At 70.9% G+C, this 26,281-nt stretch carries 21 protein-coding genes; 8 read left to right on the top strand and 13 right to left on the bottom strand.

Annotated features, from left to right (window positions below; genetic code table 11):
- Positions 1-70: 70 nt before the first annotated feature.
- The 3 genes from MWM08_RS11575 to MWM08_RS11565 all read right to left on the bottom strand — a co-directional run bounded on the left by MWM08_RS11575 (position 71) and on the right by MWM08_RS11565 (position 2,836).
- Complete coding sequence (locus tag MWM08_RS11575) at positions 71-733, bottom strand: peroxiredoxin (RefSeq protein WP_244459596.1); 663 nt, start codon at positions 731-733, stop codon at positions 71-73.
- Between the two features lie 160 nt (positions 734-893).
- Positions 894-1,859 (bottom strand): alpha-ketoacid dehydrogenase subunit beta, encoded by a 966-nt coding sequence (locus MWM08_RS11570; protein ID WP_244459595.1) that lies wholly within the window; start codon positions 1,857-1,859, stop codon positions 894-896.
- On the bottom strand, positions 1,856-2,836 hold the full coding sequence (locus tag MWM08_RS11565; protein WP_244459594.1) for a thiamine pyrophosphate-dependent dehydrogenase E1 component subunit alpha: 981 nt from the start codon (positions 2,834-2,836) through the stop codon (positions 1,856-1,858). The genes MWM08_RS11570 and MWM08_RS11565 overlap by 4 nt, the downstream gene beginning before the upstream one ends.
- A 70-nt stretch (positions 2,837-2,906) precedes the next feature.
- On the opposite strand from MWM08_RS11565, the gene MWM08_RS11560 reads away from it, so the two are divergent.
- The 4 genes from MWM08_RS11560 (at position 2,907) to MWM08_RS11545 (ending at position 6,549) form a co-directional block, all read left to right on the top strand.
- Positions 2,907-3,716 (top strand): hypothetical protein, encoded by an 810-nt coding sequence (locus MWM08_RS11560; protein WP_244459593.1) that lies wholly within the window; start codon positions 2,907-2,909, stop codon positions 3,714-3,716.
- Positions 3,713-5,452, top strand: a complete 1,740-nt coding sequence (locus tag MWM08_RS11555; protein ID WP_244459592.1) for a thiamine pyrophosphate-binding protein — start codon at positions 3,713-3,715, stop codon at positions 5,450-5,452. The genes MWM08_RS11560 and MWM08_RS11555 overlap by 4 nt, the downstream gene beginning before the upstream one ends.
- A gap of 31 nt (positions 5,453-5,483) precedes the next feature.
- Positions 5,484-5,960, top strand: coding sequence for a hypothetical protein (locus MWM08_RS11550; RefSeq protein ID WP_244459591.1), 477 nt, complete (start codon positions 5,484-5,486; stop codon positions 5,958-5,960).
- A gap of 91 nt (positions 5,961-6,051) precedes the next feature.
- Positions 6,052-6,549 (top strand): DUF2076 domain-containing protein, encoded by a 498-nt coding sequence (locus MWM08_RS11545; protein ID WP_244459590.1) that lies wholly within the window; start codon positions 6,052-6,054, stop codon positions 6,547-6,549.
- Positions 6,550-6,578: 29 nt separating this feature from the next.
- On the opposite strand, the gene MWM08_RS11540 is transcribed toward MWM08_RS11545, so the two are convergent.
- Positions 6,579-7,469, bottom strand: coding sequence for a ribokinase (locus MWM08_RS11540; protein WP_244459589.1), 891 nt, complete (start codon positions 7,467-7,469; stop codon positions 6,579-6,581).
- A gap of 78 nt (positions 7,470-7,547) precedes the next feature.
- Between MWM08_RS11540 and trxC the strand changes: the two genes are divergently transcribed.
- From trxC to MWM08_RS11525, 3 genes are all read left to right on the top strand, one after another.
- Positions 7,548-7,985: a thioredoxin TrxC gene (gene trxC / locus MWM08_RS11535; RefSeq protein WP_244459588.1), complete on the top strand. Its 438-nt coding sequence runs from the start codon at positions 7,548-7,550 to the stop codon at positions 7,983-7,985.
- A 75-nt stretch (positions 7,986-8,060) separates the two neighbouring features.
- Positions 8,061-10,391 carry a xanthine dehydrogenase family protein molybdopterin-binding subunit gene (locus tag MWM08_RS11530; RefSeq protein WP_244459587.1) on the top strand — a complete coding sequence of 777 codons (2,331 nt, stop codon included), beginning with the start codon at positions 8,061-8,063 and terminating at the stop codon, positions 10,389-10,391.
- 117 nt (positions 10,392-10,508) lie between these two features.
- The gene (locus MWM08_RS11525; protein ID WP_244459586.1) at positions 10,509-11,348 is read left to right on the top strand and encodes an isocitrate lyase/PEP mutase family protein; all 840 of its coding nucleotides are present in this window, start codon (positions 10,509-10,511) and stop codon (positions 11,346-11,348) included.
- A gap of 33 nt (positions 11,349-11,381) precedes the next feature.
- Here the strand turns inward: MWM08_RS11525 and MWM08_RS11520 are convergent, their stop codons facing one another.
- The 3 genes from MWM08_RS11520 to MWM08_RS11510 are packed head-to-tail and all read right to left on the bottom strand — an operon-like array spanning position 11,382 to position 15,836.
- Positions 11,382-12,524: an acyl-CoA dehydrogenase family protein gene (locus tag MWM08_RS11520; protein WP_244459585.1), complete on the bottom strand. Its 1,143-nt coding sequence runs from the start codon at positions 12,522-12,524 to the stop codon at positions 11,382-11,384.
- 6 nt (positions 12,525-12,530) lie between these two features.
- Entirely contained in the window at positions 12,531-13,739 is a 1,209-nt protein-coding gene (locus MWM08_RS11515; RefSeq protein ID WP_244459584.1) for an acyl-CoA dehydrogenase family protein, read from the bottom strand.
- A 27-nt stretch (positions 13,740-13,766) separates the two neighbouring features.
- Positions 13,767-15,836 (bottom strand): 3-hydroxyacyl-CoA dehydrogenase NAD-binding domain-containing protein, encoded by a 2,070-nt coding sequence (locus MWM08_RS11510; RefSeq protein ID WP_244459583.1) that lies wholly within the window; start codon positions 15,834-15,836, stop codon positions 13,767-13,769.
- A gap of 158 nt (positions 15,837-15,994) precedes the next feature.
- Between MWM08_RS11510 and MWM08_RS11505 the strand changes: the two genes are divergently transcribed.
- Positions 15,995-16,780: an SDR family NAD(P)-dependent oxidoreductase gene (locus tag MWM08_RS11505; protein ID WP_244459582.1), complete on the top strand. Its 786-nt coding sequence runs from the start codon at positions 15,995-15,997 to the stop codon at positions 16,778-16,780.
- Here the strand turns inward: MWM08_RS11505 and MWM08_RS11500 are convergent, their stop codons facing one another.
- From MWM08_RS11500 to MWM08_RS11475, 6 genes are read right to left on the bottom strand one after another with little or no spacing between them, the layout of a single operon-like run.
- The gene (locus MWM08_RS11500) at positions 16,781-18,754 is read right to left on the bottom strand and encodes a formylglycine-generating enzyme family protein (RefSeq protein WP_244459581.1); all 1,974 of its coding nucleotides are present in this window, start codon (positions 18,752-18,754) and stop codon (positions 16,781-16,783) included. It lies immediately after the preceding gene.
- Positions 18,754-19,941: an FtsX-like permease family protein gene (locus MWM08_RS11495; protein ID WP_244459580.1), complete on the bottom strand. Its 1,188-nt coding sequence runs from the start codon at positions 19,939-19,941 to the stop codon at positions 18,754-18,756. Before MWM08_RS11495 ends, MWM08_RS11500 begins: the two co-directional genes overlap by 1 nt.
- A gap of 2 nt (positions 19,942-19,943) precedes the next feature.
- Positions 19,944-20,675, bottom strand: coding sequence for an ABC transporter ATP-binding protein (locus tag MWM08_RS11490; RefSeq protein WP_244459579.1), 732 nt, complete (start codon positions 20,673-20,675; stop codon positions 19,944-19,946).
- Positions 20,672-22,585: a vWA domain-containing protein gene (locus MWM08_RS11485; RefSeq protein ID WP_244459578.1), complete on the bottom strand. Its 1,914-nt coding sequence runs from the start codon at positions 22,583-22,585 to the stop codon at positions 20,672-20,674. Before MWM08_RS11485 ends, MWM08_RS11490 begins: the two co-directional genes overlap by 4 nt.
- Positions 22,582-23,697, bottom strand: coding sequence for a hypothetical protein (locus tag MWM08_RS11480; RefSeq protein WP_244459577.1), 1,116 nt, complete (start codon positions 23,695-23,697; stop codon positions 22,582-22,584). Before MWM08_RS11480 ends, MWM08_RS11485 begins: the two co-directional genes overlap by 4 nt.
- Positions 23,694-26,279 carry a virulence factor SrfC family protein gene (locus MWM08_RS11475; protein WP_244459576.1) on the bottom strand — a complete coding sequence of 862 codons (2,586 nt, stop codon included), beginning with the start codon at positions 26,277-26,279 and terminating at the stop codon, positions 23,694-23,696. The genes MWM08_RS11480 and MWM08_RS11475 overlap by 4 nt, the downstream gene beginning before the upstream one ends.
- Between the last annotated feature and the right edge of the window lie 2 nt (positions 26,280-26,281).

Below are 26,281 nucleotides of genomic sequence, written 5' to 3'. Positions count from 1 at the left end.
TGTCGTTGGCGGGAACGCTACCACCCTGGCGTGCCGGCGGGGCAGGATTTTCGCCTGCCCCGCCGGAGCCTCAGCCGCCCGGCTGCGGGACGATCCGGATGTAGGGCTTGGGCTCGCGCCAGCCGTCCGGGAACAGCGTCTTAGCGTCCTCGTTGCTGACCGAACCGGCGATGATCACGTCCTCGCCATGCTTCCAGTTGGCCGGCGTGGCGACCTTGTGCTTCGCGGTCAGTTGCAGGCTGTCGAGCAGGCGCAGAACCTCGTCGAAATTGCGCCCTGCGGTCATCGGATAGGCCAGGTACGCCTTCACCTGCTTGTCCGGGCCGATGAAGACCACCACGCGCACCGTGGCGTTCGTCGCGGCGGTGCGCCCTTCCGAGGTCGCGCCCGCATCCGCCGGCAACATGCCGTAGGCCTTGGACACCGCGAGCGTCGGGTCCCCAATCATCGGATAGGTCACCGCGTGGCCGGTGACCTCGGCGATGTCGCCTTCCCAGCGGTGGTGGCTCTCCACCGGGTCCACCGATAGGCCGATGATCTTGCAGTTCCGCTTGTCGAACTCGGGCTTGAGGCCGGCCATGGTGCCGAGCTCGGTCGTGCAGACCGGTGTGAAGTCCTTGGGGTGGCTGAACAGGATGGCCCAGCCATCGCCGATCCAGTCATGGAAACGGATGCGGCCCTGGGTGGTGTCGGCCTCGAAATCGGGCGCGATCTGGCCGATCTGGATGGACATGGCGGATGCTCCTGCGGATGTCAGGCGCGGACCCGAGCACGGCTGCGCCGGATCGCGCAAGCGCGGCAATGCGCTGCTTCACCGCGCGCTGCGCGGAGCAGCATCGGCCACCGCACATGCCTGCGGCGCAAAATCGTGCCGAAGCCTCGGCTCGCGCGCGTCAGGTATTGGCGACGCGCCGGATCGCCTGCGCCACGCGCGCGGGCGTAATGCGCATCGCATCCTCCAGCGGCGGGCTGAACGGCACCGGCGCGCGCGGGGCGCCGAGGCGCTCGATCGCACGCAACCCGCCGGGGCCCACACCTTCGACCACGCGCGCGACGATTTCCGCCCCGAAGCCCGAGACGGTCACAGCCTCATGCACCACCAGCAGCCGTCCGGTGCGCCGAACCGAGGCCACCACCGCCGCCTCGTCCCAGGGCCAGAGGCTGCGCAGGTCGAAGACGTCGCAGGCGATGCCGCTCTCGCGCGCCGCCTGCTCGACCACCGGCACGGTCGCGGACCAGGTCACGACGGTGAGCGCATCGCCCTCCGCCGCGTGGCGGGCAATGCCGAACGGCACCGGCGTGATGTCGTCGGGAACCTCGCCTTCCGTCGTCCAGAGGTTCTTGGGTTCCATCAGCACCACCGGATCGTCGGAGCGGATTGCCGCGGCCAGAAGCCCGGCAGCATCCGCCGGCGTGCCGGGTGCCACCACGACGAGCCCCGGGATATGGGTGAGCCAGGCTTCCAGGCATTGGCTGTGCTGCGCGGCAGAATTGCGCCACATGCCCTGCGGCATCCGCACGACCAGCGCGGCGCGTCCCTGCCCGCCGAACATGTAGCGCACCTTAGCGATCTGGCTGACGAGTTCGTCCATCGCACACAGCGTGAAGTCGGCGATGCGCATCTCGATCACCGGCCGCGTGCCGCACAGCGCCGCACCCAGGCCTGCGCCCATGATGGTGCTTTCGCTGATCGGCGTGGAGACGATGCGGTCGGTACCGAACTCGCCGGCCAGGCCCTTGTACTGTCCGAAGATGCCGCCCTGCACCAGGTCCTCGCCGAGCGCCCAGACCAGCGGGTCGCGGCGCATCTCGGCGGCCAGCGCGCAACGGGCGGCTTCCGCGAAAGTCATGCGCGTCATGCCGGCGCCCCCGCATCCTGGACGTCGGAATAGGCTGCACCCGGATCAGGCCAGGGCGCGGCCATGGCGGCGGCGCGGTGCGATGCCATCTCGGCCGCGGCCTGTGCCTCGATGCCGGCGATCTCGCCGGCGGCGATGCCTTCGGCCTCCAGCACGGCGGCGAGGCGGCGGATCGCGTCGCGCCCGCGCGCGGCGGCCGCTTCGTCGGCCGGCCTGTACGCTGCGGCGTCGGTGCCGGTGTGGCCTTCCCAGCGATAGCATATCGCATGCAGGAATTGCGGGCCGGCGCCGGCGCGGATGCGCGCGACCAGGTCAGCGGTGACGGCATCGACGGCCAGCACGTCCTCGCCATCCACCGCCGTGGCGGGCACGCCGCAGGCCTCGGCGCGCACCGCGGGGCCGCCGCCGGCCGTCACCGCGCTGTTGCGCGTGAAGGCGGCGAAGCCGTTATCCTCGCAGACGAACAGCACCGGCAGGCGATACAGCGCGGCCCAGTTCATCCCTTCCAGGAACGGCCCACGATTCACCGCGCCATCGCCGAAGAAGCACGCCACGATCGCGTCTTCCTTGGTCAGCCGGATCGCCTGCGCCGCACCGCACGCGATGGGAATGCCCGCGCCGACGACCCCGTTCGCGCCGAGCATTCCCACCGCGAAATCCGCGATGTGCATCGACCCGCCCTTACCACCACAGGACCCACCAGCGCGGCCATGCAGTTCCAGCATCATCGCGCGCGCATCCGCGCCCTTGGCGATGGCGTGGCCATGCCCGCGATGCGTCGACGTAATCCGGTCTGCGCGCTTGAGGTTCGCGCAGACACCGACGGCGACACCCTCCTGCCCGATGGACGGATGCACCACGCCCGGCGCTTCGCCCGAACGCATCGCCGCCACCGCCTCGCGCTCGAAGGCGCGGATGCGCGCCATGTCGCGCAGCATCGCCATCCGCCGCGCCGTCTCGTTGGACGTGCCCGACATGCCGATCCCTCCCCCTGTTGCCAGTCCTCCGCCCGCGCTCTACTCCCGCCACGGGAGCAAGGAACGCCGCATGCTGGACCGGCTGATCGTGGTGGACAGCGTCACCCGGCTGGGGCCGGAGGCGCAAGGGCGCGTCATCGTCGGCGGGTCGCATGGCGGGATCTATGCGGCGTATCTCGCGGCCAAGGCGCGCGTCGCCGGCGTGCTGCTGAACGATGCCGGCATCGGGCTGCAGGGCGCGGGGATCGCGGGGCTGGATTACCTGGACCCCCTCGGCATACCGGCCGCCTGTTGTTCGCACCGCACCGCACGCATCGGCGATGGCTTCGACATGCTGGGCCGCGGAATCGTCACCGAGGTGAACGCCGCCGCGGCAGCCCTGGGCGTTGAACCTGGCATGTGGTGCCGCGAGGCCGCGCGCCGGCTGGCCGGCGCGCCGGTGCCCGCGGTCGATGCACCGGCCAGCGTGGAATCGCGCTTCGCCATCGGACCGCGCGCATCCGCGATGGATTCCAATTCGTTGATGACGCCCGCCGATGACGGCACGGTCGTCGTCACCGGCAGCCATGGCGCTCTGCTCGGCGGACGACCCGAGACCGCCGCGCGCGCCGCCGTGTTTGCCGCGCTCTACAACGATGCCGATGGCGGGATCGACGGCGCAGGCTTCACCCGCCTGCCCGCGCTGGATGCGCGTGGCATCGCCGCGGCCACCTATTCCGCCTGGACGGCGCGGATCGGCGATGGCCGTTCCGCCGTCGAGACCGGCATCGTCTCCGCCGTCAATGCGCGCGCCGCATCGCTGGGCCTGACGCCCGGCGGGACGGTCCGCGACGCCGTCGCCCTGCTCGCCGACGCCAGCATGAAGGACCACCGCGCGTGAGTGCATCCAACACGACCCTCACCATCACTGGCGGCGAGGCTCTGGCGCGCATGCTCCAGGCCCACCAGGTGGGCCCGATGTTCGGCATGGGCGGTTTCCAGCTGCTGCCCTTCTACGAGGCCTGCCGCGCGCTCGGCCTCAAGCACCACCTGATCAACGACGAACGCTGCGGCACCTTCGCCGCCGATGCCTGGGCGCGCGTGACCAACCGGCCGGGCGTGGTGGACGCCACGCTCGGGCCGGGGGCGACCAACCTCGTCACCGGCCTGGTGGAATCGCTGAACGCCGGCATCCCGATGGTCGCCATCACCGGCGACGCCAACCGCGAGCACGCCTGGAAGAACATGACGCAGGAGGCCCGGCAGGTCGAAATCCTGCGCCCCGCCTGCAAGGAACTGATCCGCGTCGAGCATACCAAGCGCATCCCCGAACTGGTCCGCCGCGCCTTCGCCATCGCCACCTCCGGCCGCCCCGGCCCCGTGGTGCTGGACGTGCCCGAGGATGTCGCCCACGGCGAACACGACTTCGCCGCCGACGAGATCTGGGCCGACCCCGGCACGCTGATGGCGCAGGCCCGCCGCACCCGCCCCGACCCGGACGAGGTCGAGCGCGCCGCCGCGCTCCTGGCGAAGGCCAAGCGCCCGATGCTGCTGGTGGGTGGCGGCATCCACATCTCCGGCGCGCATGACGCGCTATTGGCGCTGGCCGAGGCGCAGAACATCCCGGTCGCGCACACCATGTCCGGCAAGGGGGCCATCCCCTGCACGCATCGCCTGTCGCTTGGCGTCTTCGGGCGGTATTCGCGCATCGCCAACGATTTCATCGCGCAATCCGACCTGCTGATCGTGGTCGGCTGCAAGCTCGGCGAGATTGCCACCAGGCGCTTCGCCCTGATGCCGGCCGGCGTGCCGGTCGTGCATATCGAGATCGTGCCGGAAGAAATCGGCCGCACCACCCGTGCCGATGTGGCGCTGGCCGCCGATGCGCGCCTGGCGCTGTCCGACCTGTTGATCGCCCTGCCGCGCGGCGCCCTGCCCGAGGAACGCGCCGACTTCGCCGGCGCCGTCGCCCCGCGCATGGCCGCCTGGCGCGTGGGTGCGGCCGACCGGCTGGAATCGAACGAGACGCCGATCAATGTCGGCCGCCTGATCAACGAACTGAACATCGCCATGGCGGCAGACGATATCCTGGTGGCGGATGGTGGCTTCGCCGGCCATTGGGGCGGGCTGTTGTTCGACACCAAGGCGGCCGGGCGGCATTTCATCGCCGATCGCGGCTTCGCCTCCATCGGCTATGGCGCGCCGGGTGCGATGGGCGCGCAGATGGCCGCCGGTCCGAAGCGCCGGGTGGTCGGCCTGACCGGCGATGGCGGCTTCAACATGACCATCGGCGAGATCGAGACGGCGAAGCGCATCGGTGCCAACTATGTGCTGTGCGTGTTCAACAACGGCGCGTCGGGCTACGTGAAGGCGCTGCAGCATGCGGTGTACGGGCCGGGGAAGTATCAGTCCTCGGACCTGGGGGAGACCGACTACGCCGCCGCCGCGCGCGCTTTCGGCTGCCATGGCCTGCGCGTCGAAAGCCCCGATGCCCTGGCCGGCGCCATCCGCGAGGGCCTGGCGAACACCTCGACGCCGACCATCCTCGACGTGATCGTCACGCGCGACCCGGCGCGGATGCTGCCCGGCACCGACAACCGGACATTGAAGGTCGAAAAGGGCGACAGGCCAGTCTGAATTCCGCCGCAACATGCGCTATGATGCGCGCATGAACGCCACGCAGCGCCAGCGCGCCTGCCTCGTTGCCCTGCTCGCGGCGCTTGCGCTCCCGGCCGGGGCACAGACGCCGGAGCGTGGCCTGCCGCGCGTCTTCTATGGCACGCCCCCACCACAGGTGTTCTACGGCACGCCGCTGGAGCCCGCGCCGGCCCCCGGCCCGGTCGCGCCGCCCCCACTGGCCGCCCTTCCGCCGCAGGTGCCGGACACAAGCCTGACCATCCAGACCGGCCCGGCCTACCTGCCGCCGCCCTCCTACTGGAACCGGCCGCCGGCCTGGCTCGGCCAGCCGGAACGACCGCCCCGCCAGCCGCGGGCGCAGCCGCGCCGCACCGTGCGGGAGCCCGGCCCGTATGATTCGCCGCTCCCGGATGCCCGTCGCGTCGGGCGCCCTTCGGACGCACCCTTGCGCGCGCGGCCCTGGCCAACGCCTGAACGCCCGCTCTATGGCCGCCCACCGGGCTCCTGAACGCCGCCATCGCGTCGCCATAGGTCGACCCTAGCCTGCTTCCAGGAATCGTACCGACCGTCATGGTCCGGTCTTTCCAGGAGGATCGCGGATGCACCGCAGCGCAATGATGGCCCTTGGCGCGGTCGCCCTGGTCGGGACGGCCTGCACCAACCCCTACGACCCTGGGCAGCGCGCGGTAGGTGGCGGGCTGATCGGCGCCGGTACGGGCGCGACGATCGGCGCGCTGGCCGGCGGCGGCCGCGGCGCAGCGGTGGGCGCGCTGGCCGGGGGCCTCGGCGGCGCGGCGATCGGTGCGGCGACCACGCCGCCTCCGCCGCAATATGGCGGCGGCTATGGCGCGCCGACCTATGCGCCGCCGGGTTATGCGCAACAGGGCTACGCGCCCCAAGGCTACGCAGCTCAGGGATATGCGCCGCAACCCTACCAGGGCGGCTGGCAGCAGGCGCCGCAGGGGGGTGGCTATGTTGGCGCGCCGTACCCGCAGCAGCCCCCGCCGCCGCAGGCCTACCAGCCGCCGCCGGGGTCCTATTGGCAGCCCCAGCCCTACTACGCGCCACCGGATGCGGCGGGGTACTACCGCTACTGACGCTGCCGGCGTCGCGCGACGACCCGGACTCAGCCTCCCCCGGCAAGGATCGCCGCGAGGCGCGGCAGGGACGGCACCGCGCCCGCCTGCTGGCAGGCCAGCGCCCCGGCCACCACGCCACGCCGCAGCACGGCCGAATCCTCCAGGTGCTCCGCCAGGCCAGCGGCGAAGGCACCGATGAAGGCATCGCCGGCACCCGTGCTGTCGACCACGCGCACCGCGGGTGCAGGCACATGCAGCAGCGCGGCGCCGGGCCGCCCCCACACGGCGCCTGCCGCGCCCGCGGTCAGCACCGCACCGCGACGAAAACGCGGTGCGAGCGCAGCGGCGAGGTCCTGCGGCCTACCGTCACGCCCGACGATGCGCGCGGCCTCCGTCTCGTTTACCACCAGCAGGTCGGTCGCATAGAGCAGCGCATCGGGCAGCGCCTGCGCCGGCGCGGCGTTCAGCAGCGTGACCGCACCGGCGGCGCGCGCGGCGGCGAAGGCGGCGATGGTGGTCGCGACCGGCGTCTCGAGTTGGGCCACTGCCAGCGCGGCGCCAGCGAAGGCATCGCCGGGCGGCGGCGCCAGCGCCGCATTGGCGCCGGCCACGATCACGATCTCGTTCTCGCCGGCATCATCGACGAGGATCAGCGCCTCGCCAGTCGACAAGGCGGGATCGCGGATGACATATCGCGCTTCGACGCATTCCGCCGCCCAGAGGTCGATCGCCCCCCGCCCCGGCGCATCGGCGCCGATCGCGGCGACCATCGCGACTGTCGCCCCGGCGCGCGCGGCGGCGACCGCCTGGTTGCTGCCCTTGCCGCCGTGGAAGCGCGCCATGCCCGCCGCGGCCAGCGTTTCGCCGGGCTGCGGGAAGCGCGGGACGCGCAGCACGGTATCGCGATTGTAGGACCCGACGACGACGATGCGGCCCATGCACGCCTCCCCTGCGCGCGCCACGCTGGCGCGCGGCCGCGCGCAGGGTCAAGGCTGCGCCGAGGAGGAGTGCCCGCCATGTCCGAAGCCCTGCAGGTCGTCTGCCCGCGTTGCGATGCGGTGAACCGCGTGCCTGCCACGCGTATCGCGGACCACCCCGTCTGCGGCGCCTGCAAGGGCGCGCTGTTCACGGGCAAGCCTGTCGCGCTGGATGAGGCTCGGTTCCGGCGCCAATTGCGCGCGTCCTCCCTGCCGCTGCTGGTCGATTTCTGGGCGAGCTGGTGCGGCCCCTGCCGCGCCATGGCACCACAGTTCGAGGCAGCGGCAGGCATCCTGGAACCCGGTATGCGGCTGGTGAAGGTCTCGACCGAGGACGCCCCGGCGTTGGCGCAGGAGATGGCAATCCAGTCGATCCCCACGCTCGCGCTGTTCAGGGGCGGGGCAGAGGTAGCGCGCCAGGCCGGTGCGATGGGCGCAGCGCAGATCGTAGCCTGGGCGCGCCAGGTGGCCGGCTGACCGCGCGCGGGTTGCGGGCCGGCGGATGCGGCCCATCCTTTGCATCGAACGCCGCAACGTTTCCCGAGGACACCCATGCCCGACACCAACCTGGCCGACCCCACCCTGCTGAAGTTCGGCATCGGCCAGCCCGTGAAGCGCCAGGAGGACCCGATCCTGCTGCGCGGCCAGGGCCGCTACACGGACGACATGGCGGTCGAGGGCCAGGTGTGGTGCGTGATGGTGCGCAGCCCCTACGCGCATGGCGTGATCCGCGGCATCAGCGTGGATGAAGCGCGGGGGATGCCGGGGGTGCTGGGCGTGTTCACCGCGGCCGACATGGCGGAATACGGGCCGATGCGATCGGTGCTGCCGCTGAAGAACAAGGACGGCACGCCGCTGATCAACATCGACCGCGGGCCGCTCGCCGCCGACCGTGTGCGCTTCGTGGGCGACCCGGTCGCCTTCGTGGTGGCCGAGACGAAGGCGCAGGCGAAGGACGCCGCCGAGGCGGTGGAGATGGACATCGACGCGCTGCCCGCCGTGACCGAGGCCTCGGTGGCCGCCGCGCCGGGCGCACCGCTTCTGTACGACCACGTACCCGGCAACGTGGTGCTGGATTTCCGATTCGGCGATGCGGAGAAAGTCGAGGCGGCCTTCGCCAAGGCCGCGCATGTCACGACCCTCAACATCCGCAACAACCGAATCGTCGTGGCGGCGATGGAGCCGCGCAGCGCGATCGGGGAATGGGACGCGGCCGAGGGTCGCTACGTGCTGCGCGTCGGCAGCCAGGGCGTGTTCGGTCTGCGCAACCAGATGGCCAACGACATCCTGAAGGTACCGGTGGACAAGGTGCGCATCATCACCGGGAATGTCGGCGGGTCGTTCGGGATGAAGGCCAGCGCCTATCCGGAATATGCCTGCGTGCTGCATGCGGCGAAGCTGCTCGGCCGGCCGGTCAAGTGGACCGACGAGCGCAGCGGGTCCTTCCTGTCCGATTGCCACGGGCGCGATCACGAGACGGAGGCGTCGCTGGCACTGGATGGCGATGGCCGGTTCCTGGCGGTGCGCCTGCGGTCCTACGGCAACATGGGCGCCTATCTGTCCACCGTGGGCAACCTCATGGGCACGGGCAATTTCAGCAAGAACATCCAGTCGAACTACGCGACACCGCTGCTGTTGGTCGAGACGAAGAACGTGGTCACCAACACCACGCCGGTGAGTGCGTATCGCGGCGCCGGGCGGCCCGAGGGCAACTACTTCATGGAGCGACTGATCGAGACGGCCGCGCGCGAGACCGGGCGCGACGCGATCGCCCTGCGCAAACTGAACCACATCAAGCCGGAGGCCTTCCCGTTCAGCGCACCGTCGGGGTCTGTGTACGATTCGGGTGATTTCTCTGCGGTGCTCGATCGCGCATTGGAAGCGGCCGACTGGAACGGATATGCGGCACGCAAGGCAGAGAGCGACGCACGCGGCGTGCTCCGCGGGCGCGGTATCGGCAATTTCCTTGAATGTACGGCGCCACCGATGAAGGAACAGGGCGAACTGGTGTTCGAGGCGGACGGGACCGTCACCATCGTCACCGGCACGCTCGACTACGGCCAGGGGCATTGGTCGGCCTTTGCCCAGGTGCTGCATTCGAAGCTCGGCGTGCCCTTCGAGAAGATCCGCCTGATGCAGGGTGACTCCGACCGGCTGGTCGCGGGGGGCGGCACGGGCGGGTCGAAGTCGCTGATGGCCTCGGGTGCCGCCATCCTTCAGGCGGCTGACATCGTCATCGAGAAGGGCCGCGCGGCGGCCGGCTACGTGCTGGAAGCGGCGGCCGAGGATATCGAGTTCACCGCCGGGCGCTTCAGCATCGCCGGTACCGATCGCGGTATCGGCATCATGGAACTGGCGGCGAAGCTGCGCGCGATCGGGCCGCTGCCGCAGGAGGTGCCGAACAGCCTCGATGCGCAGACCGTCTATGACCAGGCGCCGATGGCCTATCCGAATGGCTGCCACGTGTGCGAGGTCGAGATCGACCCCGACACCGGCATCGTGCGCATCGACCGCTACGTCACGGTCAACGACTTCGGCGTGATCGTGAACCCCATGCTGGTCGAGGGCCAGGCGCATGGCGGCATCGTGCAGGGCATCGGCCAGGCGCTGCACGAGCGCGTGGCCTATTCCGAGGACGGGCAGCTGCTGACCGGCACCTACATGGACTACGGCCTGCCGCGCGCCGACGACCTGCCCTCCTTCGGCTTCGAGAGCGCGCCCAGCCCCTGCACGACCAATCCGCTGGGTGCCAAGGGGTGTGGCGAGGCCGGCTGCGCGGGATCGCTGCCGGCGGTGATGAACGCGATCTCGGATGCGCTGGGCGGGCGGCATATCGACATGCCGGCGACGCCGGAGCGGGTCTGGGCTGCGCTGCGAGGCTGACGGGCAGCCTCTTCCTGATTGGCCCGTGTCGTTCCATACCGGTGGCGCGCGCAACCCGTCGCGCCACCGGTTTCACGACACGACCCGAGGAACGCCCCCATGACGCCACCCGAAAGAATGCGCGCCCTGCTCAGCCAGCCGGGCTTCGTCGCCATGCCTGCCGTGTGGGACGGGCTGTCGGCGAAGCTGACTGCGGCGGCAGGCTTCAAGACCGCCTTCCTGTCTGGGTCTTGCGTGGCGGCGAGCCGCCTCGGCGGGCCCGACCTCGACCTGCTGTCGTTCGCAGAGATGCTGAACAGCCTCGAGATGGTGCGCGGCGCGGCACCGGACCTGCTGGTTCTGGCAGATGGTGACCATGGCTACGGCAATGCGATGAACGTGCAGCGCACGGTGCGCGCCTATGGCCGCGCCGGTGCCGCCGCCATCCTGATCGAGGACAAGATCACCCCGCGCGCGCTCACCTCCGACGGCAAGCCCTGCATGCCGCGCGAGGAAGTGCGCATGAAGATCCGCGCCGCAGTCGAGGCCGCGAAGGACAGTGGCATCCTGGTCATGGCGCGCACCGATTGCCGCCCGACCGCCGGCATCGAGGAGGCGCTCGCGCGCATCGAGATGTATGTCGAGGAAGGCGCCGACATCCTCTTCCTCGACAGCCCGAAGGACGAGGACGAGGTGAAGCGCGGCGTCGCGGCGTCAAAGGGCCGTCCGCATTTCGCCGTGCTGTCGCCCGGCGCGGGGCGCGAGACGCCGACGCAGAAGCGCGCGCATGAACTGGGGTTGAAGATCGGGACCTTCCCGACCGGCACGCTTTCGCCCGCCATGGCGGGGATGAAGGCGGGGCTGGCGGCGCTGGCGGCTGGCGCTTCCGCTGCCGAGAGCGCGCTGCCGACGAAGGAATTCCGCGATACGCTGGGCTACGCCGACTACGACGCCCAGGCGAAGAAGTTCATCGGCTGACGGGGTCGGGGGGCGTGGCGCCCCCCGCCCTTTTCACGCCGCGACGAAGACGCCGCCTTCCTCGCTGAGCGCGGCCAGGTGGTGGTCCATGTCGCCGAACATGTTCTCAATGACGGTCAGCCGCTTCAGGTAGTGGCCACCGGCATATTCCATCGTCATGGCGATGCCGCCATGCATCTGGATGGTCTGCTGGCCGACGAAGCGGGCGTTGCGGCCAATCTCGATCTTCACGGCGCGCATGTTGCGGCGGCGTTCGTCATCGTTGCGCTCGCTCGCCATCATCGCCGCCAGCATCGCCATCGATCGCGCCTGCTCCAGGCAAACCATCATCTCCGCCGCGCGATGCTGCAGCGACTGGAAGGAGCCGATCGGGCGGCCGAACTGCTTGCGGGTTTTCAGATAGTCGATGGTGAGGTCCTTGGCCGCCTCCATGCAGCCGATCGCCTCGGCGCCGAGCGCGGCGATGGCTTCGTCCGCCACGCGTTCGACCAGCGCGAGCCCGCCTTGCAGCTCGGCGGCAGCGTCTACCTTTACCGCATCGAAGGTGATGTCGGCGGCGCGCTGCCCGTCGGAGGTGCGGAAGCCGCGGCGCGTGACACCGGTCGCATCCGCCGGTACCAGGAACACGCCGATGCCGTCGCGGTCGCGCCGCCCGCCCGAGATGCGCGCCGTCACCACCAGCTGGTCGGCGGTGTCGCCATGCACCACCACGCCCTTACGGCCCTCGATGACCCAGCCGTCGCCATCCTTCTTCGCGGTGGTGGCCACATCATGCAGGTCGAAGCGCGATTGCTGTTCGGTATGCGCGAAGGCCATCAGCAGCTTGCCTTCGGCGATCATCGGCACCAGCGCGCTGCGCTGCTCCGGCGTCGCGCCATGGCGCAGGAAGCCGCCACCCAGCACGACCGTGGAGACGAAGGGTTCGAGCGTCAGCGCGCGGCCCATCTGCTCCATCACGATCATCGTCTCGACGGCGCCGTAGCCCAGGCCGCCATCGTCTTCCGCGAACGGCATCCCCAGCAGGCCGAGGTCCGCGAAGGCCGCCCAGACCTCGCGCGACCAGCCGGTCTCGGACTTCAGGTAGGCCTTGCGCTGCTCGAAACCGTACTTGTCCTTCAGCAGCTTCGCCAGGCTGTCCTGGAGAAGGCGCTGGTCTTCAGAAAGGTCGAAATCCATGTGTGCTCAGAGCCCCAGAAACGCTTTGGCCATGATGTTCTTCTGGATCTCGGTGGACCCGCCGTAGATCGACTGCTTGCGCCAGTTGAAATAGGTCGCCTGCGCCAGCGTCTGCCAATCCGCCGCGACATCCGGTTCGTTGCGCCCATCGGCTTCCGGGTCGTGCGGGGCGGCCAGGCCGTAGGGGCCGGCAGCCATGACATACAATTCGCTGATCGCCTGCTGCAGTTCCGTACCGCGGATCTTGAGCACCGACGAAGCCGGGTTCGGCTTGCGCTGGCTGAGCGCGCGGTTCTCATCCGCCAGCACGCGAAGCGTGGTCATCTCCAGCGCCTTCAACTGCACCTCGACATCCGTCAGGCGCGAGCGGAACCGCGGGTCCTCCATGACCGGCCGCGCGCCGCCCGGCGTTTCCTTCGCGATCAGCTTCAGCCGGCGGATGCGTTCCTTGGACGCACCAACGCGCGCCTGCCCGGTGCGCTCGTTCGACAGCAGGAACTTCGCGCAATCCCAGCCGCGGTTCTCCGTGCCGACCAGGTTTGCCATCGGCACCTTCACATCGTCGAAGAAGACCTCGTTCACCTCATGCGCGCCGTCGATGGTGATGATCGGCCGAACCGTGATGCCCGGCGTCTTCATGTCGACCAGCAGGAAGGAAATGCCCTCCTGCTGCTTCGCCGCACCGGCATCGGTACGCACCAGCAGGAATATCCAGTCGGCGTGCTGCGCCAACGTGGTCCAGGTCTTCTGGCCGTTGACGATGTAGTGGTCGCCCTCGCGCTTCGCGGCACACTTCAACGACGCAAGGTCGGACCCCGCGCCGGGCTCGGAGAAGCCCTGGCAGAACCACAGATCGAGGCTCGCGAGCTTCGGCAGGAAGTGCTTCTTCTGCTCATCCGTGCCGAAGGCGATCAGCACGGGACCGAGCATGTTGCAGTTGAAGCCGAGCGGCGATGGCGCCGGCGTCGACTGGATTTCCTCGGACAGGATGAAGCGCTTGATGGCGCTCCAGGGCTGCCCGCCCCATTCCACCGGCCAGTGCGGCACCGCCCAGCCCTGGGCATAGAGGCGCTTCTGCCAGTCCACCTGCATCGCCTTGGTGGGCGTGCGGCCCGACGCCATGCGCTCGCGCGTCTCGGCCGGCAGGTTGGCGTCGATCCAGCTGCGGACTTCCTCGCGGAAGGCGCGCTCCTCATCGGTGAAGCGGAGTTCCATCCTCGTCTCTCCCCGTTCGAAATTCGGTCAGCGGCCCATGCCGGCGAAGGTCCCGCCCTCGGCCGCGAGCTTTTCGATCAGCGCCGTCGGCTTCAGGTTGGCGTCGTTGGTCGCCTCGGCATAGCGCGCCAGCTTGTCGCGCACGGTCTTCAGCCCCTGGGTATCCGCCCAGAACATCGGCCCGCCGCGGAAGGCAGGCCAGCCGAAGCCGTTGATGAAGATCACGTCGATGTCGATGGGACGGTAGGCGATGCCTTCCTCGAGAATGCGCGCGCCTTCGTTCACCATCGGCAGCAGCATGCGGTCGAGGATCTCCTCGTCGGATATCTTGCGCCGCCGCACCTGCATCTTCTCCGCGACGTCGAGGATGATCTTCTCGACCTCCGGGTCCGGCAGGCGGTTGCGCTTCTCGTCGTACATGTACCAGCCCTTGCCGGTCTTCTGCCCGAAGCGCCCCAGCGCCACGACGGCGTCGGCCACCGGTGCGACCGTCCCGCGCGCCTTGCGCACCGCCGCGCCGATATCGAGGCCCGCGAGGTCACCCGTCGCGAGCGGCCCCATGGCCATGCCGTAGCCTTCCATCACCTTGTCGATGTCGGCCGGCAGGCAGCCTTCCAGCAGCAGCTTTTCCACCTGCGGGCCGCGCTTGCCGGTCATGCGGTTGCCGACGAAGCCGTCACAATTGCCGACCAGCACCGGCAGCTTGCCGATCCGCTTGCCGAACTCCGTTGCCGTCGCGATCGTCGCCCAGGAGGATTTCGACCCGCGCACATTCTCCAGCAGCCGCATGACATTGGCAGGCGAGAAGAAGTGCATCCCAACCACCAGTTCCGGGCGAGACGTCGCGCTGGCGATCTCGTCGATCGACAGTGTCGAGGTATTGGACGCCAGCACCACGCCCGGCCGCGCTGCCTTGTCGAGTCGTGCGAAGACTTCCTTCTTCACGGCCATGTTCTCGAACACCGCCTCGATCACCAGGTCGGCCTTTTCCACGGTGCCTTCGAAATCGGTGCTGCCGGTCAGCAGGGCTTTGCGCTTCTCATAGTCGGCCTGCGACAGCCGGCCCGACGCCACCGTCCGTTCCCAATTCGCATGGCAGCGCGCCAGACCCTTTTGCAGGGCTTCCTCGCTGGTCTCGACGATGGTCACCGGCACGCCATTGTTCGCAGCCGACATGGCGATGCCGCCGCCCATCGTGCCGCCGCCGATCACCACCAGGCGTTCGACCGGCAGCGACTTCGCCTCCGCGGGCATGCCCGGGATTCGCAGCACCTCGCGCTCGCCGAAGAAGATGTGGCGCAGCGCCTTGGACTGCTCGCCCGCCACCAGCGTCGCGAACAGGTCGCGTTCCTTCGCGAGGCCCTCCTCGAACGGCAGCGTGAAGGACGCGCGCACCGCCTCCGCACAGCCCTTCGGGCTTTCCTGCCCGCGCGTGCGCTTGAGCAGACCTGCCACCACGGCCTCGAACGCCGCCGGATCCTGGCCGCTGATCTTGTCGGTGCGGTTGCGCGCCAGCGTGAAGGTCTTCCCAATCGCCGCCTTCGCCCAGGCCACCGCGCCGGCCTCGAGGTCGCCCTCGATCACCGCATCCACCACGCCGAGCTTGACCGCCTTCTCGGCCGGGATCGGGTCGCCGCTGATGATGATCTTGGCCGCTTCCTCCGGCCCGATCAGACGCGGCAGGCGCTGCGTGCCGCCCGCGCCGGGCACGAAGCCGCGCTTCACTTCCGGCAGCCCGACCTGCGCGCCCGGTGCGGCCACGCGCGCATGGCAGGCCAGCGCCAGTTCCAGCCCGCCGCCCAGCGCCGAACCATGGATCGCCGCGACCACGATGCCGGGGAAGCCCTCGATCGCGTCGAACACCTCGGTCAGCGACGGCGGCTGCCGCGGCTTGCCGAATTCGGTCATCTCGGCGCCGGCGCAGAACATGCGGCCGGTGCCGATCAGCACCACCGCCTTCGCGCCGCCGGCCTTCGCCGCCGCCAGCCCGGCATGCAGCCCGGCACGAATCTCTGTCCGCAGCGTGTTCACCGGCGGGTTGGCCAGGCGCAGCACATGGACATCGCCATGCTGCGCGTGCTGCACGAAGTCGGACACAGGCGTTACTCCCTCAATCGCGTGTGGGCCTGGACAGCCCTTCTTGGCGGCGGAGTGTCCGGCAGAACCGCGCCGACGGCAAGCACGACGCACCCGGTTGCCCGCGCGCCCCGCGCATGCTGCGCTGCGCCCCGCGCACAACAAAGGGAGCGGAACGCATGACCCTGTTCGACCTGACCGGAAAGGTCGCCGTCGTCACCGGCGGCAGCCGCGGCATCGGCCGCGCCATCTGCGAACGCATGGCCGAACACGGCGCCAAGGTCGTCGTTTCCTCCCGCAAGGTGGATGCCTGCCAGGAGGTGGTGGACGCCATCACGGCCCGCGGCGGCACCGCGATGGCGCTGGCCTGCAACATCGGCCGCAAGACCGAATGCCAGGCGTTGATCGACCAGACCATCGCCGCCTGGGGCCAGGTGGACATCATGGTCTGCAACGCCGCCATCAACCCGCATTTCGGCCCCGCCGTGACCATGCCGGACGAGATCTTCGACAAGATCATGGCGTCCAACATCAAGTCGAACCTCTGGCTCGCCCACATGACGGCGCCCGGCATGGCGGAACGCGGCGGCGGGTCGATCATCGTCGTCAGTTCGATCGGAGGCTTCCGCGGCTCGCCCGTCCTCGGCGCCTACGCGATCTCGAAGGCGGCGGACATGCAGCTCGTGCGGAACCTCGCGGTCGAATGGGGTCCGAAGAATGTGCGCGCGAATGCCATTGCGCCCGGCCTGGTGCGCACCGACTTCGCCCGCGCGCTTTGGGAGGATCCCGGCATCTACAAGAAGCGAACCAAGGACACGCCGCTGAAGCGCATTGGCGAACCGGACGAGATCGCAGGGGCAGCCGTGTTCCTGGGGTCCGCCGCGGGGTCCTTCATGACCGGCCAGACCATCGTGATCGATGGCGGCGTGCTGGCCGGCCCGCCGTCGCGCTCCGACGACGACTGATCAGCGCAAGCCGAGCGGCTTGCCGGTCGGGTCGAAGCCCGAGGACGGCCCGCCGCGCTGGATCGGCGGCTTCACGCTGATCCCCGGGCCTTCGCGCACGGGTGGCGCGGGCGCGGGCGCGGGTGCACGCGGTGGCGTCACAGGCAGGCGCGGGGACTGCGCCGCCTGCGAAGGGCGCGATGCCGCCGGCGGCTCGGGGTCGGCGGTGACGGGCGGCAGCGGCGGCGGCGGCAATACGGCCACGGGCGGCGGGGCGGGTGGGGCCTGCACCGGGGGCTGCGGCGGGGGCGCCGTCGGTCGCGTCGCCGCCGGCTGGGTGGGGCGCTGCGGCGTGGCCGGCGGTGGTGCCACGACGGCTTGCGGCGGCACGGCGCCGCGCGCGGCTGCCAGCACCTCCTCGCGCAGCCGGTCGCGCGCGGGCAGGCCGCGATCGCGCGAATCCGCCGCATGCCGGGCCGCCACGTCCAGATAGGGGCGCAGGTCCGGTACGCCGCGTGCCTCGGTCTCGCGCGCCACGACGCCGGCTTCGGTGGTCAGCGTCGCGCGGTCCGCACTGCGGCCCAGATCAGCGACGATGCGGGCATAGCCATCGAGCGAGAGCTCGCGCTCGATCCGCAACTGCTCCAGTGCGCGCGCCCAGCCAGCGCGCATCTCGGGGCTCGCCTGCACCACGTCGGCACCGGCGAGCAGCGGCTCGATCCCGTCCATGCGCCGCTGCGACTGGCCCGCGGCACGCGCAAGGACCGCGGCACCTTCCAGCTGCGCGCGCAGCCCTGCGCGTTCCTGTTCGAGGCGCGCACGCTCGGCCGCCATCAGCCCGGCCTCCAGCCTGTCGAGGCCCTGGCGCAGGCGCGGATCGGCGCCTTCGCGCAGTGCGGCGATCTGGCGGCGCGCGTTCTCGGCCTCGGTGCCACTGGCACGGCTCTCGGCCTCGAAGGCACGGTTCAGCGCCTCGGCACGGCGCAGGCTCGTGGTGACATGGGCTGCGAGCGCGACCCGGAAGCCCACGGATGCCAGGCGCGTGGGCTGGCCATCCGTCGCGTCATAGGGCGGCACCTCGATGCGCAGCGAGGACCGCAGCGCCGCCTCCGGCGTGCGGTAATCCCCGCCCTTCACCACCACGCCGCCCGCCTGGCCGTGCAGGCGCCCGACGCGTACCGCGCGGAAGGGTTCCAGCACCAGTTCGCCGACATTGCCCAGCATGTCGTGCAGGCCCAGCGGATTCGGCTCCAGCGCGCCCACCGGCTGCGCGCGGCCCGATGCCGACCGCGGCCCCTGGAACCAGGCGTAGCGCGACGTGCCCTCGGGCATCGGGAAGGTGCGGCCGAGGAAATCGAGTTCGCTGACGGCGGCGCCGCCGCGCGCCGCGTATTCCCATTCCTCCTCGGTCGGCAGGCGCACGAAGGCGGGCGTGCCGTCGGCGTGGGGCAGGCGCGCGGCCGCATTGCGCAACAGCCAGGTGGTGTAGCGCTGCGTGAAGGCCACCGCGTCGAACCAGGACAAGCTGGCCGCCGGCAGGCGCCCGGCTGCCGAGGCAGCCGGGCAGCGGTCCTCCATCACCGCGGCGTATTGGTCGCGGGTGACCTCGTACTTGCCGATCCAGAACAGCGCGACATCGCGGCCGGCCGCAGCAAAGGGGCCGGCAACGGCTTCGCGCCGCGCGAATTCCGCCACGCCACCGGCCGGGTCCGTTGTGCCGAGCGTGACGGGCCGGTCCTCCAGCGCACCAGGACCGGCCGGTGTCTCGATCGGGCGGAACGCCATGGCGGCGCCGCAGGGCATGGGCAGCACCAGATCACGCTCGGCGGGGCGGGGATTGGTGAACTCCTCGGGCCAGGGCGACTGCGCCTGCAGCGGCGAGGCGAGCAGCAGCGCGCACAGGATCGCGGCGCCGCAGTGCGCAACGCCCGACCCGCGCGAAGCTGTTGTCGCGAGCGTGGCAGCGAACCGCCGCCGGGATTCGATGCGTGCCATCATCCCTCCGCCAGCCCTTCGGCCGGCGCCACGCCCGCGGCCCGAATGCCCGCCAGCACCGACGCCATCATCGCACCCAGCAGAGTCACGCCGGCTGCGCCCAGGCCCATCGCCGCCGTCAGCAGGCAGACCGGGCGGTCCCCGGCGACCGTCCCGGCGAAGGCACGGTTCAGCACGCCCGCCACCGCCGCCGCCACGGCGAAGGCGCAGATGGCGCCGGCCAGCGCGACCGCGACCGCCTGGATCACCGGCAGCATCAACAGCGCGCGGCGCTTCAGCCCGAGCAGCGACAGCAACGCGATGTCACGCCGCTTGCGTTCCACCTGCGCCCAAAGCCCGACGCCCAGGCTGATCAGGTAGCCCGCCCCCCCTGCCCCGGCGAGCGCCAGGAACAGCAGCGCGAGGTTGCGGTCGAGCCGCAGCAGCCCCGCCACGGCCTCGGCCCGCGAGGCCACCTCGATCCCGGCCAGGCGGAATTCGCGATCGAGCGCGGGCACATCCTCGATCCGCGTGGCATGCAGGCGGAAGCCGGCGAAGGGGCGCGTGCGCGCGAGGTCCTCGCTGACCGGGCGTGCATCCGGGCCAACGGTGCCATCGAGGAAATCCTCGACCAGCAGCAGCACGGGCACGGCGGCAAAGGCGGCATCGCGCGTCGCGGCCGACAGCGGCGCGACGCCGCCCACGCGCATCGGCAGTGTCAGCGCCTCCCGCTGGCCATCGCGAAGACGCGGGATCGAGGCGAGCACCGGCTCACCGGCCCGCAGGCCAAGACGCTCCAGCGCCGTGGTCGAGACCACGAGTTCATCCGCATCGGCCACGCTGCGTCCGGGCAGCAGCGGGTCCTGCGCCGCGGTCGGCAGCAGTTCCACGCGAAGGCCGCTGCCAGGACGGGCCGGGTTCTCCAGCACGATGGTCGCCGAGAGCGCGCGCGTGCGAGGCACCAGGAAGGCGATGCGCGGATCGGCGGCGAGGCGTTCGAACAGGGCCGGTTCCAGCGTTCGGTTGACGACCGAGACCACCTCCCGCGCACGCGGGTCCTCGAGCAGTTCGGCGCGCAACCCGGCCACGACCCCCTGCCGCAACCCGAACAGCACGATGAGCGGCGCGAGCACAGCCGCGCAGCCGAGCACCGAGCACAGGAACAGCACCCGTTCGTGCCAGAGGTCCGCGAGTGCGAGGCGCAGCATGGTCAGGCCGCCTGCGCGACCGGCGCGCGCACGAAGATCGACCGCGCGACGCCATCGGCACCGGGTGCGTGCGTCTCGCAGGACAGCACGGGATAGCCCGCGCGCACGGCGCGATCGGGGTCGTGGGTCGCAACCAGCAGGGCCGCGCCGGCCGTCTTGCATTCCCGCCGCAGCAGCGCGAGCACGACATCGGCCAGTTCGGGATGCACCGCGGCGGTCGGCTCGTCCGCCAGGACAAGCGCCGGGCGATGCGCCAATGCCCGCGCGATCGCCGCGCGCTGCCGCTGGCCCACCGAGAGCTCAGCCGGTCGCTTGGCAAGCTGCGCGCGGATGCCAAGTTCCTCGGCGAGGGCACGCACACGCGCCGCATCCGGCCGGCCCGCGATGCGCTGCGTCAGCGCGATATTCTGCTCGACCGAAAGGAAGGCCAGCAGCCCGCCGGTCTGCGGCACCACCCCGATGCGCCGTGCGCGCAGGTCGGCGAGCGCATCGCGCCCACCGCCCCTCCAGTATCGCGCGATGTCCTGCCCGGCGAAGCTGAAGCGCTGCGCGGCATCCGGTGGCGCGGCGAGGGCCAGCATCATCAGCAGCGTGGACTTGCCGCTGCCCGAGGGGCCGGCCAGCGCCAGTGCCTCACCCTCATCGAGGTCGAATTCCGGGACCTCCAGCGCGAAGGGCGCGGCATCCCCGCGATAGGCGCGCGTCACGCCACGCAGGGACAGCAGCGGGGTCACGGGAGCGCGTCCAGCGGGACGGGGAAGAACGCCTCGCCGCCTGGCCGCCCGTCCAGCGTGACCCAGAGGTCAGGACGCGCGGCGAATTCCTGGTAGAGGCGCAGCTTCGTCTCGATGCCATTGATGAGTTCGCGCTGTGCGGCGGCACCCATGGCGAGCCATTCCTGCTCGGTGAGTTCCATGACCTGCGACTGGTATGGCAGCCCATCGAGGTATTCGCCGAGTGCCTGCCCGACGCGCGCGAGGTTGCCCAGCCGCGCCGGGTCGCGCGCCGTGGCCGCGAAGGCCGCGCGCAGCTGCCCGAAGAACGACCGCGGATCGGTGCGCCCCGCAAGTCCCGCATCGAGGATCCGCGTCAGCGCCTGTGACAGGTCCGACAACTGGTTGCGCGTGAGTAGCACCCGGATGTCCAGAGCGGCGAGCGTGGGGTCTCGCAGGTCGCGGTCGGTGGTGAAGGACCGCACCACGTCGGGCGCCGTGGTGCCGCCTTCCCGCCCCAGATACGCAAGGCGCATCGCGGTCGCGACGATCTCGATCTGCTGGGCCATGCGCTCGGCCTCGGGCGTGCGTGCGGGTTCCACGCCGCCGACCGGGCGGCCGACCGTGTCCGCGACCTGGCGGAACAGTGCGTTCGTCAGGCCGTTCACGACCTGCTCGAAGGCCTGCGGGCTGCCGCCGGCGACGGGGAAATACAGCGATCCGGCGGCGCCGTAGCGCGTCAGCTCGGTGTACTGCGCGCGCGCGCCGGCGTGGTTGGACCGGCCCTCCGGCGTCTGGAGGTGGATGGCGAACAGAGCGACGCCGCGCGCCTCGGCCAGCGCCTTGATTTCGGGAATGCCGAGCCGCGTCTGCGACTTCGGGTCGGTGGCGTCCAGCGCGCCGGCATCGGTGATCAGCACGACGTAGCGGCCACCGAATTGCGACCAGTCCACCTGGTCGATCGCCACGCGCAGGCCGGCGATGGCGTCCTCGTCGAACTGCTCGGTCGAGACGGTGGCGGCGCGCACCGTCTCGAGCGCCGGCAGGATCGCCGCCGGCGGTTGCGAGAAGTCCGGCGCCGCCACCAGGCGCGTCACGTATTCGAGTTGCGGCCGCGTGCTGATATCGGCGCGATAGGCCACCATGCCGAAGCGGAAATTGTCGCGCACCGCGCTGTCGCCGATGCGCCCGACGATGCGCCGGATCGCCTCGCGCGTGCGGTCGATGTAGGGCTGCATCGACACCGTGCTGTCGATGACGAACACGATGCCGCCGCGGAAGTCGCGCAGGCGCGACGGGTCGGCCTGCGTCGGCGCCTGGCGTAATTCAGCGGGCGCGGAGATCACTTCCAGCGAACGCATCTGCGTGCCGTCGCGGCGCTGGATCGTCTCGGCCTCCAGGATCGGCAGCAGGTAGAAATTGCGCTGGATGTCGATGAAGGTCTCGGGCTCCAGCGCCACCACGGGACTGCCGGGCTGGCCGGCGGCGGCCCGCAGCGCGACGGCATCCTGGGTCATGGTCGGCGAGGCGAGCAGTCCGCGCAGCACATCGGCATCGCGCAGGAACATGGTGCGCTCGCGCCCGGCGGGGTTGGTGAAGGCGCCGACCATGGTGTGGCGCCAGTCGATCGCGCGATCCTCGCGCACCCAACCCTGCACCTGGCCGTCGGCCTCGCGGCCGATCTCGATCCAGCCATCGCGACGGGCATAGACATGCGCCACGGTGAAGCCCGCGAGCGGGCGGCCCTGCGGCGCATTCGGCTGGGCATGCAACGTGGCGCCGGGACGCATGATGACGCGCTGGAACAGCGTGGTCTTGCCCGGAATCAGCAGTGGAGCGCGCGGTGCTGTGCGGATACCGCGCTGCTGTGCCTGCGCGACCTGCGGCAGCAGGGCGGCGGTGGCCAGCAGCAGGATGCGTCGCGGCGTCATTGCCAGAAATCCCTGATGGTCAGCGGCGCGTTGATGTCGCCCTCCCGTGCGCGGTCGTCGAGCCATTGGCGCAGCCGCGCGCGCGGTGCGGCGGCGGCGGCGTCACCGGCGGTCACCGCCTCGCGGTAGTGGCGCGCGGCCTGGCGCGGGTCGGGGTCTCGGAAGGGCCGCCCCGGGGTGAAGCCGACAGGATCATAAAGCCCCGCGAGCCGCGTGAGCGACGAAGCATTTCCGGCCCGCGCGGCGGCCTCCCAGAGCAGCAGGGCGTCGTCATAGCGGCCGGCTTCGTAGCGCCGCGCGGCTTCGCCGGCGATTGCGGCGGGGGATGTGGCGCGGGCGACGACTTCGGGCACCGACAGGCCATCGAGCGTGACCGGCGCCTGCGGTTCGGCCTGCGGGCGCACCGGCGGCAAATCGGGCGGCGGCAGCGCGGGGCGTTCAGGGCGAGGCAGCGGTTCGGGGGCGATGATGATCGGTTCGCTGGTCGGTTCCGATTCGGTCGGCGGCGCTGGCGGTTCGCGTCCATACAGCCACCAATAGGCGCCGCCTCCGCCCGCGGCGAGCAGTAGCAGGACCAGCAGAATCCAGGGCAGCGCCGACCCGCGTTTCGCCATCGCCGCGGGCTGCGGCACCGACAGCGCCGGTTCGGGTGCGGGCACCGCGCGCGGCAGGACGATGGTCGCGTCCGGATCCTCGATGCCCGGCAAGGGCGCCGCGGCGGGCGGCGGCGGCGCGGCGCGCGGCACGGGCGGCGGCGGGACCGCCATGGTGTGGCCCGACCCGCCATGCAGCGGCGGCACATCCGGCCAAAAGAGCGGTGCGTCGATGCGCGCATCCGGCAGGCGGAAGATCACCGGTCCGGCTTCCAGCCAATCGACAACCTGCGGGCCGAGATACAGCCGCACGCCCTGCGGCGAGGCCTCGACGCGATCTGGTGCGATCAGCGCGTCGCTCACCTGCCAGCCCTCGGGTCCGAGCGTCCCCTTGCCCCAGCCTTCGCGCAGGATGCGGAAGCGTGGGTCAGCGGGGATGTCCATCAGGCCCTGCAGCAGGATGATGGCGTGCCCGCCCTCGGGGTGCGCCGGGTCGGCGGCGGCGCGCACCACGCTCATGCGGCGGCGCCGAGCGCACCCAGGATGCTGCCCAGGCGCGCATTCTGCGCGACGTCGATCTCGAGCCCGCCCGGCGCGGTCACGTTCTCCTCTGCCAGGCGTGAGAAGGCGCTGATCCAGTCGACGTGATACTGCTTGTCGTAGGGTTCGGGCTGCGGGCCCAGCACCGGCATGCCGTTCACCGGCGCGCGCGGCGCGAAGACCGGGCGGTCGGTGCGCCCAGCGCGTGGTCGCTGGTCCACCGGCAGGTCGGCGTAGCCCAGCGAATGGACGTAGCGGTTCACCACGCCCTCGGCGACCATCACGGGCTTCGCTGCACTTTCCGACAGCTTCTGACGATAGGACGCCGCTTCGCGCAGGCGTTGCGCAATCCGCGCGGACAAGCCCGTGCGCCGCGCGCCGGCGCCGATCTGCGCGACCAGCGCCGACGCCGCCTCGCGCGGCAGCTTGAGCTGGTCCGCGGTCTCGGGTTCGGCCGCGGCGCGGTGCATCTTCTCCAGCCATTCGACCACCGCCATGTCGGCGTAGCGTTCGAAGGCGTCGCGCGCGCGGTGCTCGCCCTGCGCGGCGGGTGCCACCAGGTCGCCGAGTTCGGCCAGGTAGTCCTCCTCCCCTGCCCGCGCGCCGACCGGGGCTTCTTCCGCCGGCTCGGTCTGCATGCGCCACCAGGCGGAGGTCAGTTCCTCATGCGTGACCTGCAGGCTGCGGATCAGCCGCCCGAAGGCCTGGGCGGAGGCGCAGGCGACCAGCGCACGACTGACGACGCGCGCTTCCTCGCGCCGCTTGTTCAGTTCCGCCGTGAGGTCGCCCGAATGCCAGTACGGCGAGAGCCGCGCCATCATGTCGATCCGCAGCGATTCCAGCCGCGCGGCGATCTGGTTGCGCTTGATGGCGGGGTCGCAGACCGGGCGCAGGCTCTCCGCGAGATACGAGATGCCGCCATCATTCAGCGTCATCGCCGCATCCCAGGCGCGCTCGGGATCGGAGAAGTGACGACGTGCGTCGTCGTTCGACAGGAACTCCTCGCGCAGCCGCGCGATGCGCGGCGCCTCGGACGCGCGCGGCGCGGCCTCCCGCCCCTGCTCGTCGTAGTCGAGGATATGCTTCGCCGCGACATTCGGATTGCGCAGCCAGTAGGAATTCGCAAACGGCGCACCGGCGGCCCAGTTGCGCGGCCAGTCGTATTCCTTGCCGAAGAAGTCCAGCAGCGACGCATTCAGCCGGATGGTCCAGCGACTGCCGGTGCCTTCCGTCGCGCCCTTCTTTTCCTCGAACTCCGTGTCGAACTTCGTCAGCACCAGGAACAGCGCGTTGCGGTGGCGCGCGCGTTCCTCTGGCGTGGTGCCCAACGTGCCGTCCACCCAATCCTTGATCATCCGCGGCAGGGTGCGGACTTCCTGGTTGGACGGCCCGATGCACAGCAGCATCGAGGTGATTTCCTGCTCCGCGCAGTAGCGCTGGTACAGGTAGGCGACCTTGCCGCGCAGGAACAGGCCGGGGAGCTTGCCCTTCTCGGCCAGGAACCGCCCCGGCTGCGTCAGCTTCTCGCGCGACCGCGCGCCAGGGAAGTCGAGCAGGTCGGTGACCTCGAAGAAATCCCAGGGCTTGTCGCGCAGCGCGATGGTCAGTTCCGCGACCAGCGCGGCGACGGCGGCGCGCGGCAGCACAGCCTGGCGCCCGGCGCGCGTCCGCAGCGCCAGCTTGCCGTCGGACGGATCACCGAGGCCCGACAGCGTGCGAACATCGATGATCGAGGTCTCGCGCGGCGACAGGGCGTCCAGTGGCGCGAAGGCCTCGTCCGGGAAATCGAGTGCCGCCAGCGCGGTCAGAAGTTCGCGCGCGGCGGCGGTGACGGCCTCATGCCCGTTCCACAGGATCGAGAAGAACGCCGCGCGTTCCGCCACGGGCAGCCGCGGCGCGATGGACGCCGCCTGCACCCAGAAGGCGGAGCCCAGGCCGGGCACCAGCGGGTGGCCGCGGAACAGACCCTCGAAGTACTCGCGCAGGTCGTCGACATCGTCTTCGGTCAGCCGGTCGGTCGGTTCCGCGGCGATGCGCGAGGCGAAGCGCGCGCAATGCGACTGCACGAGTTCCGGCGAGGGAATATCCACCTCCGCCGGATCGAAATCCTCGAGGAATGTATTGCCCAGGATCTTGATGACATCGGTCTGCGACAGCAGCCGCAGCACCACCGGATGGCCCGGCATTGCCGCCGGCGGGCGCAGCGTGAAGCGGGTGACCAGGCCCGTCGCTTCCTGCCCGCCCTCGGGGTTGATGTCGCGCACGAAGTCGAGCGCGGTGCCGTCGAACATCGCGGTCACGCTCTCCTGCCCGCGTCGCGCCAGCGCGCTGATCAGGTAGGACTTCCCCGACTGCGACGGCCCGAACACCGACACGCACATCGGCCGTTCGGCCGCGACTTCCAGCTTACGCGCACGCCGCGCGAATTTGCGGAAGTCGCGTGCGACGGCCTGCGCTTCCTCGCGCACCTTGGCGCGGTTGTCGCCGAGCCAGTCGATCGCTTCTGCGGCGGCTTCGGCGGTGGACCGCGCGGCAGCGGCCAGCGCGGCGTCGGTGCTCACGG

The organism is Roseomonas fluvialis (assembly GCF_022846615.1).
Taxonomy (GTDB): domain Bacteria; phylum Pseudomonadota; class Alphaproteobacteria; order Acetobacterales; family Acetobacteraceae; genus Neoroseomonas; species Neoroseomonas fluvialis.
Note: the sequence above shows the minus strand (reverse complement) of the source record. Positions and strands in the feature narration are given on the sequence as shown.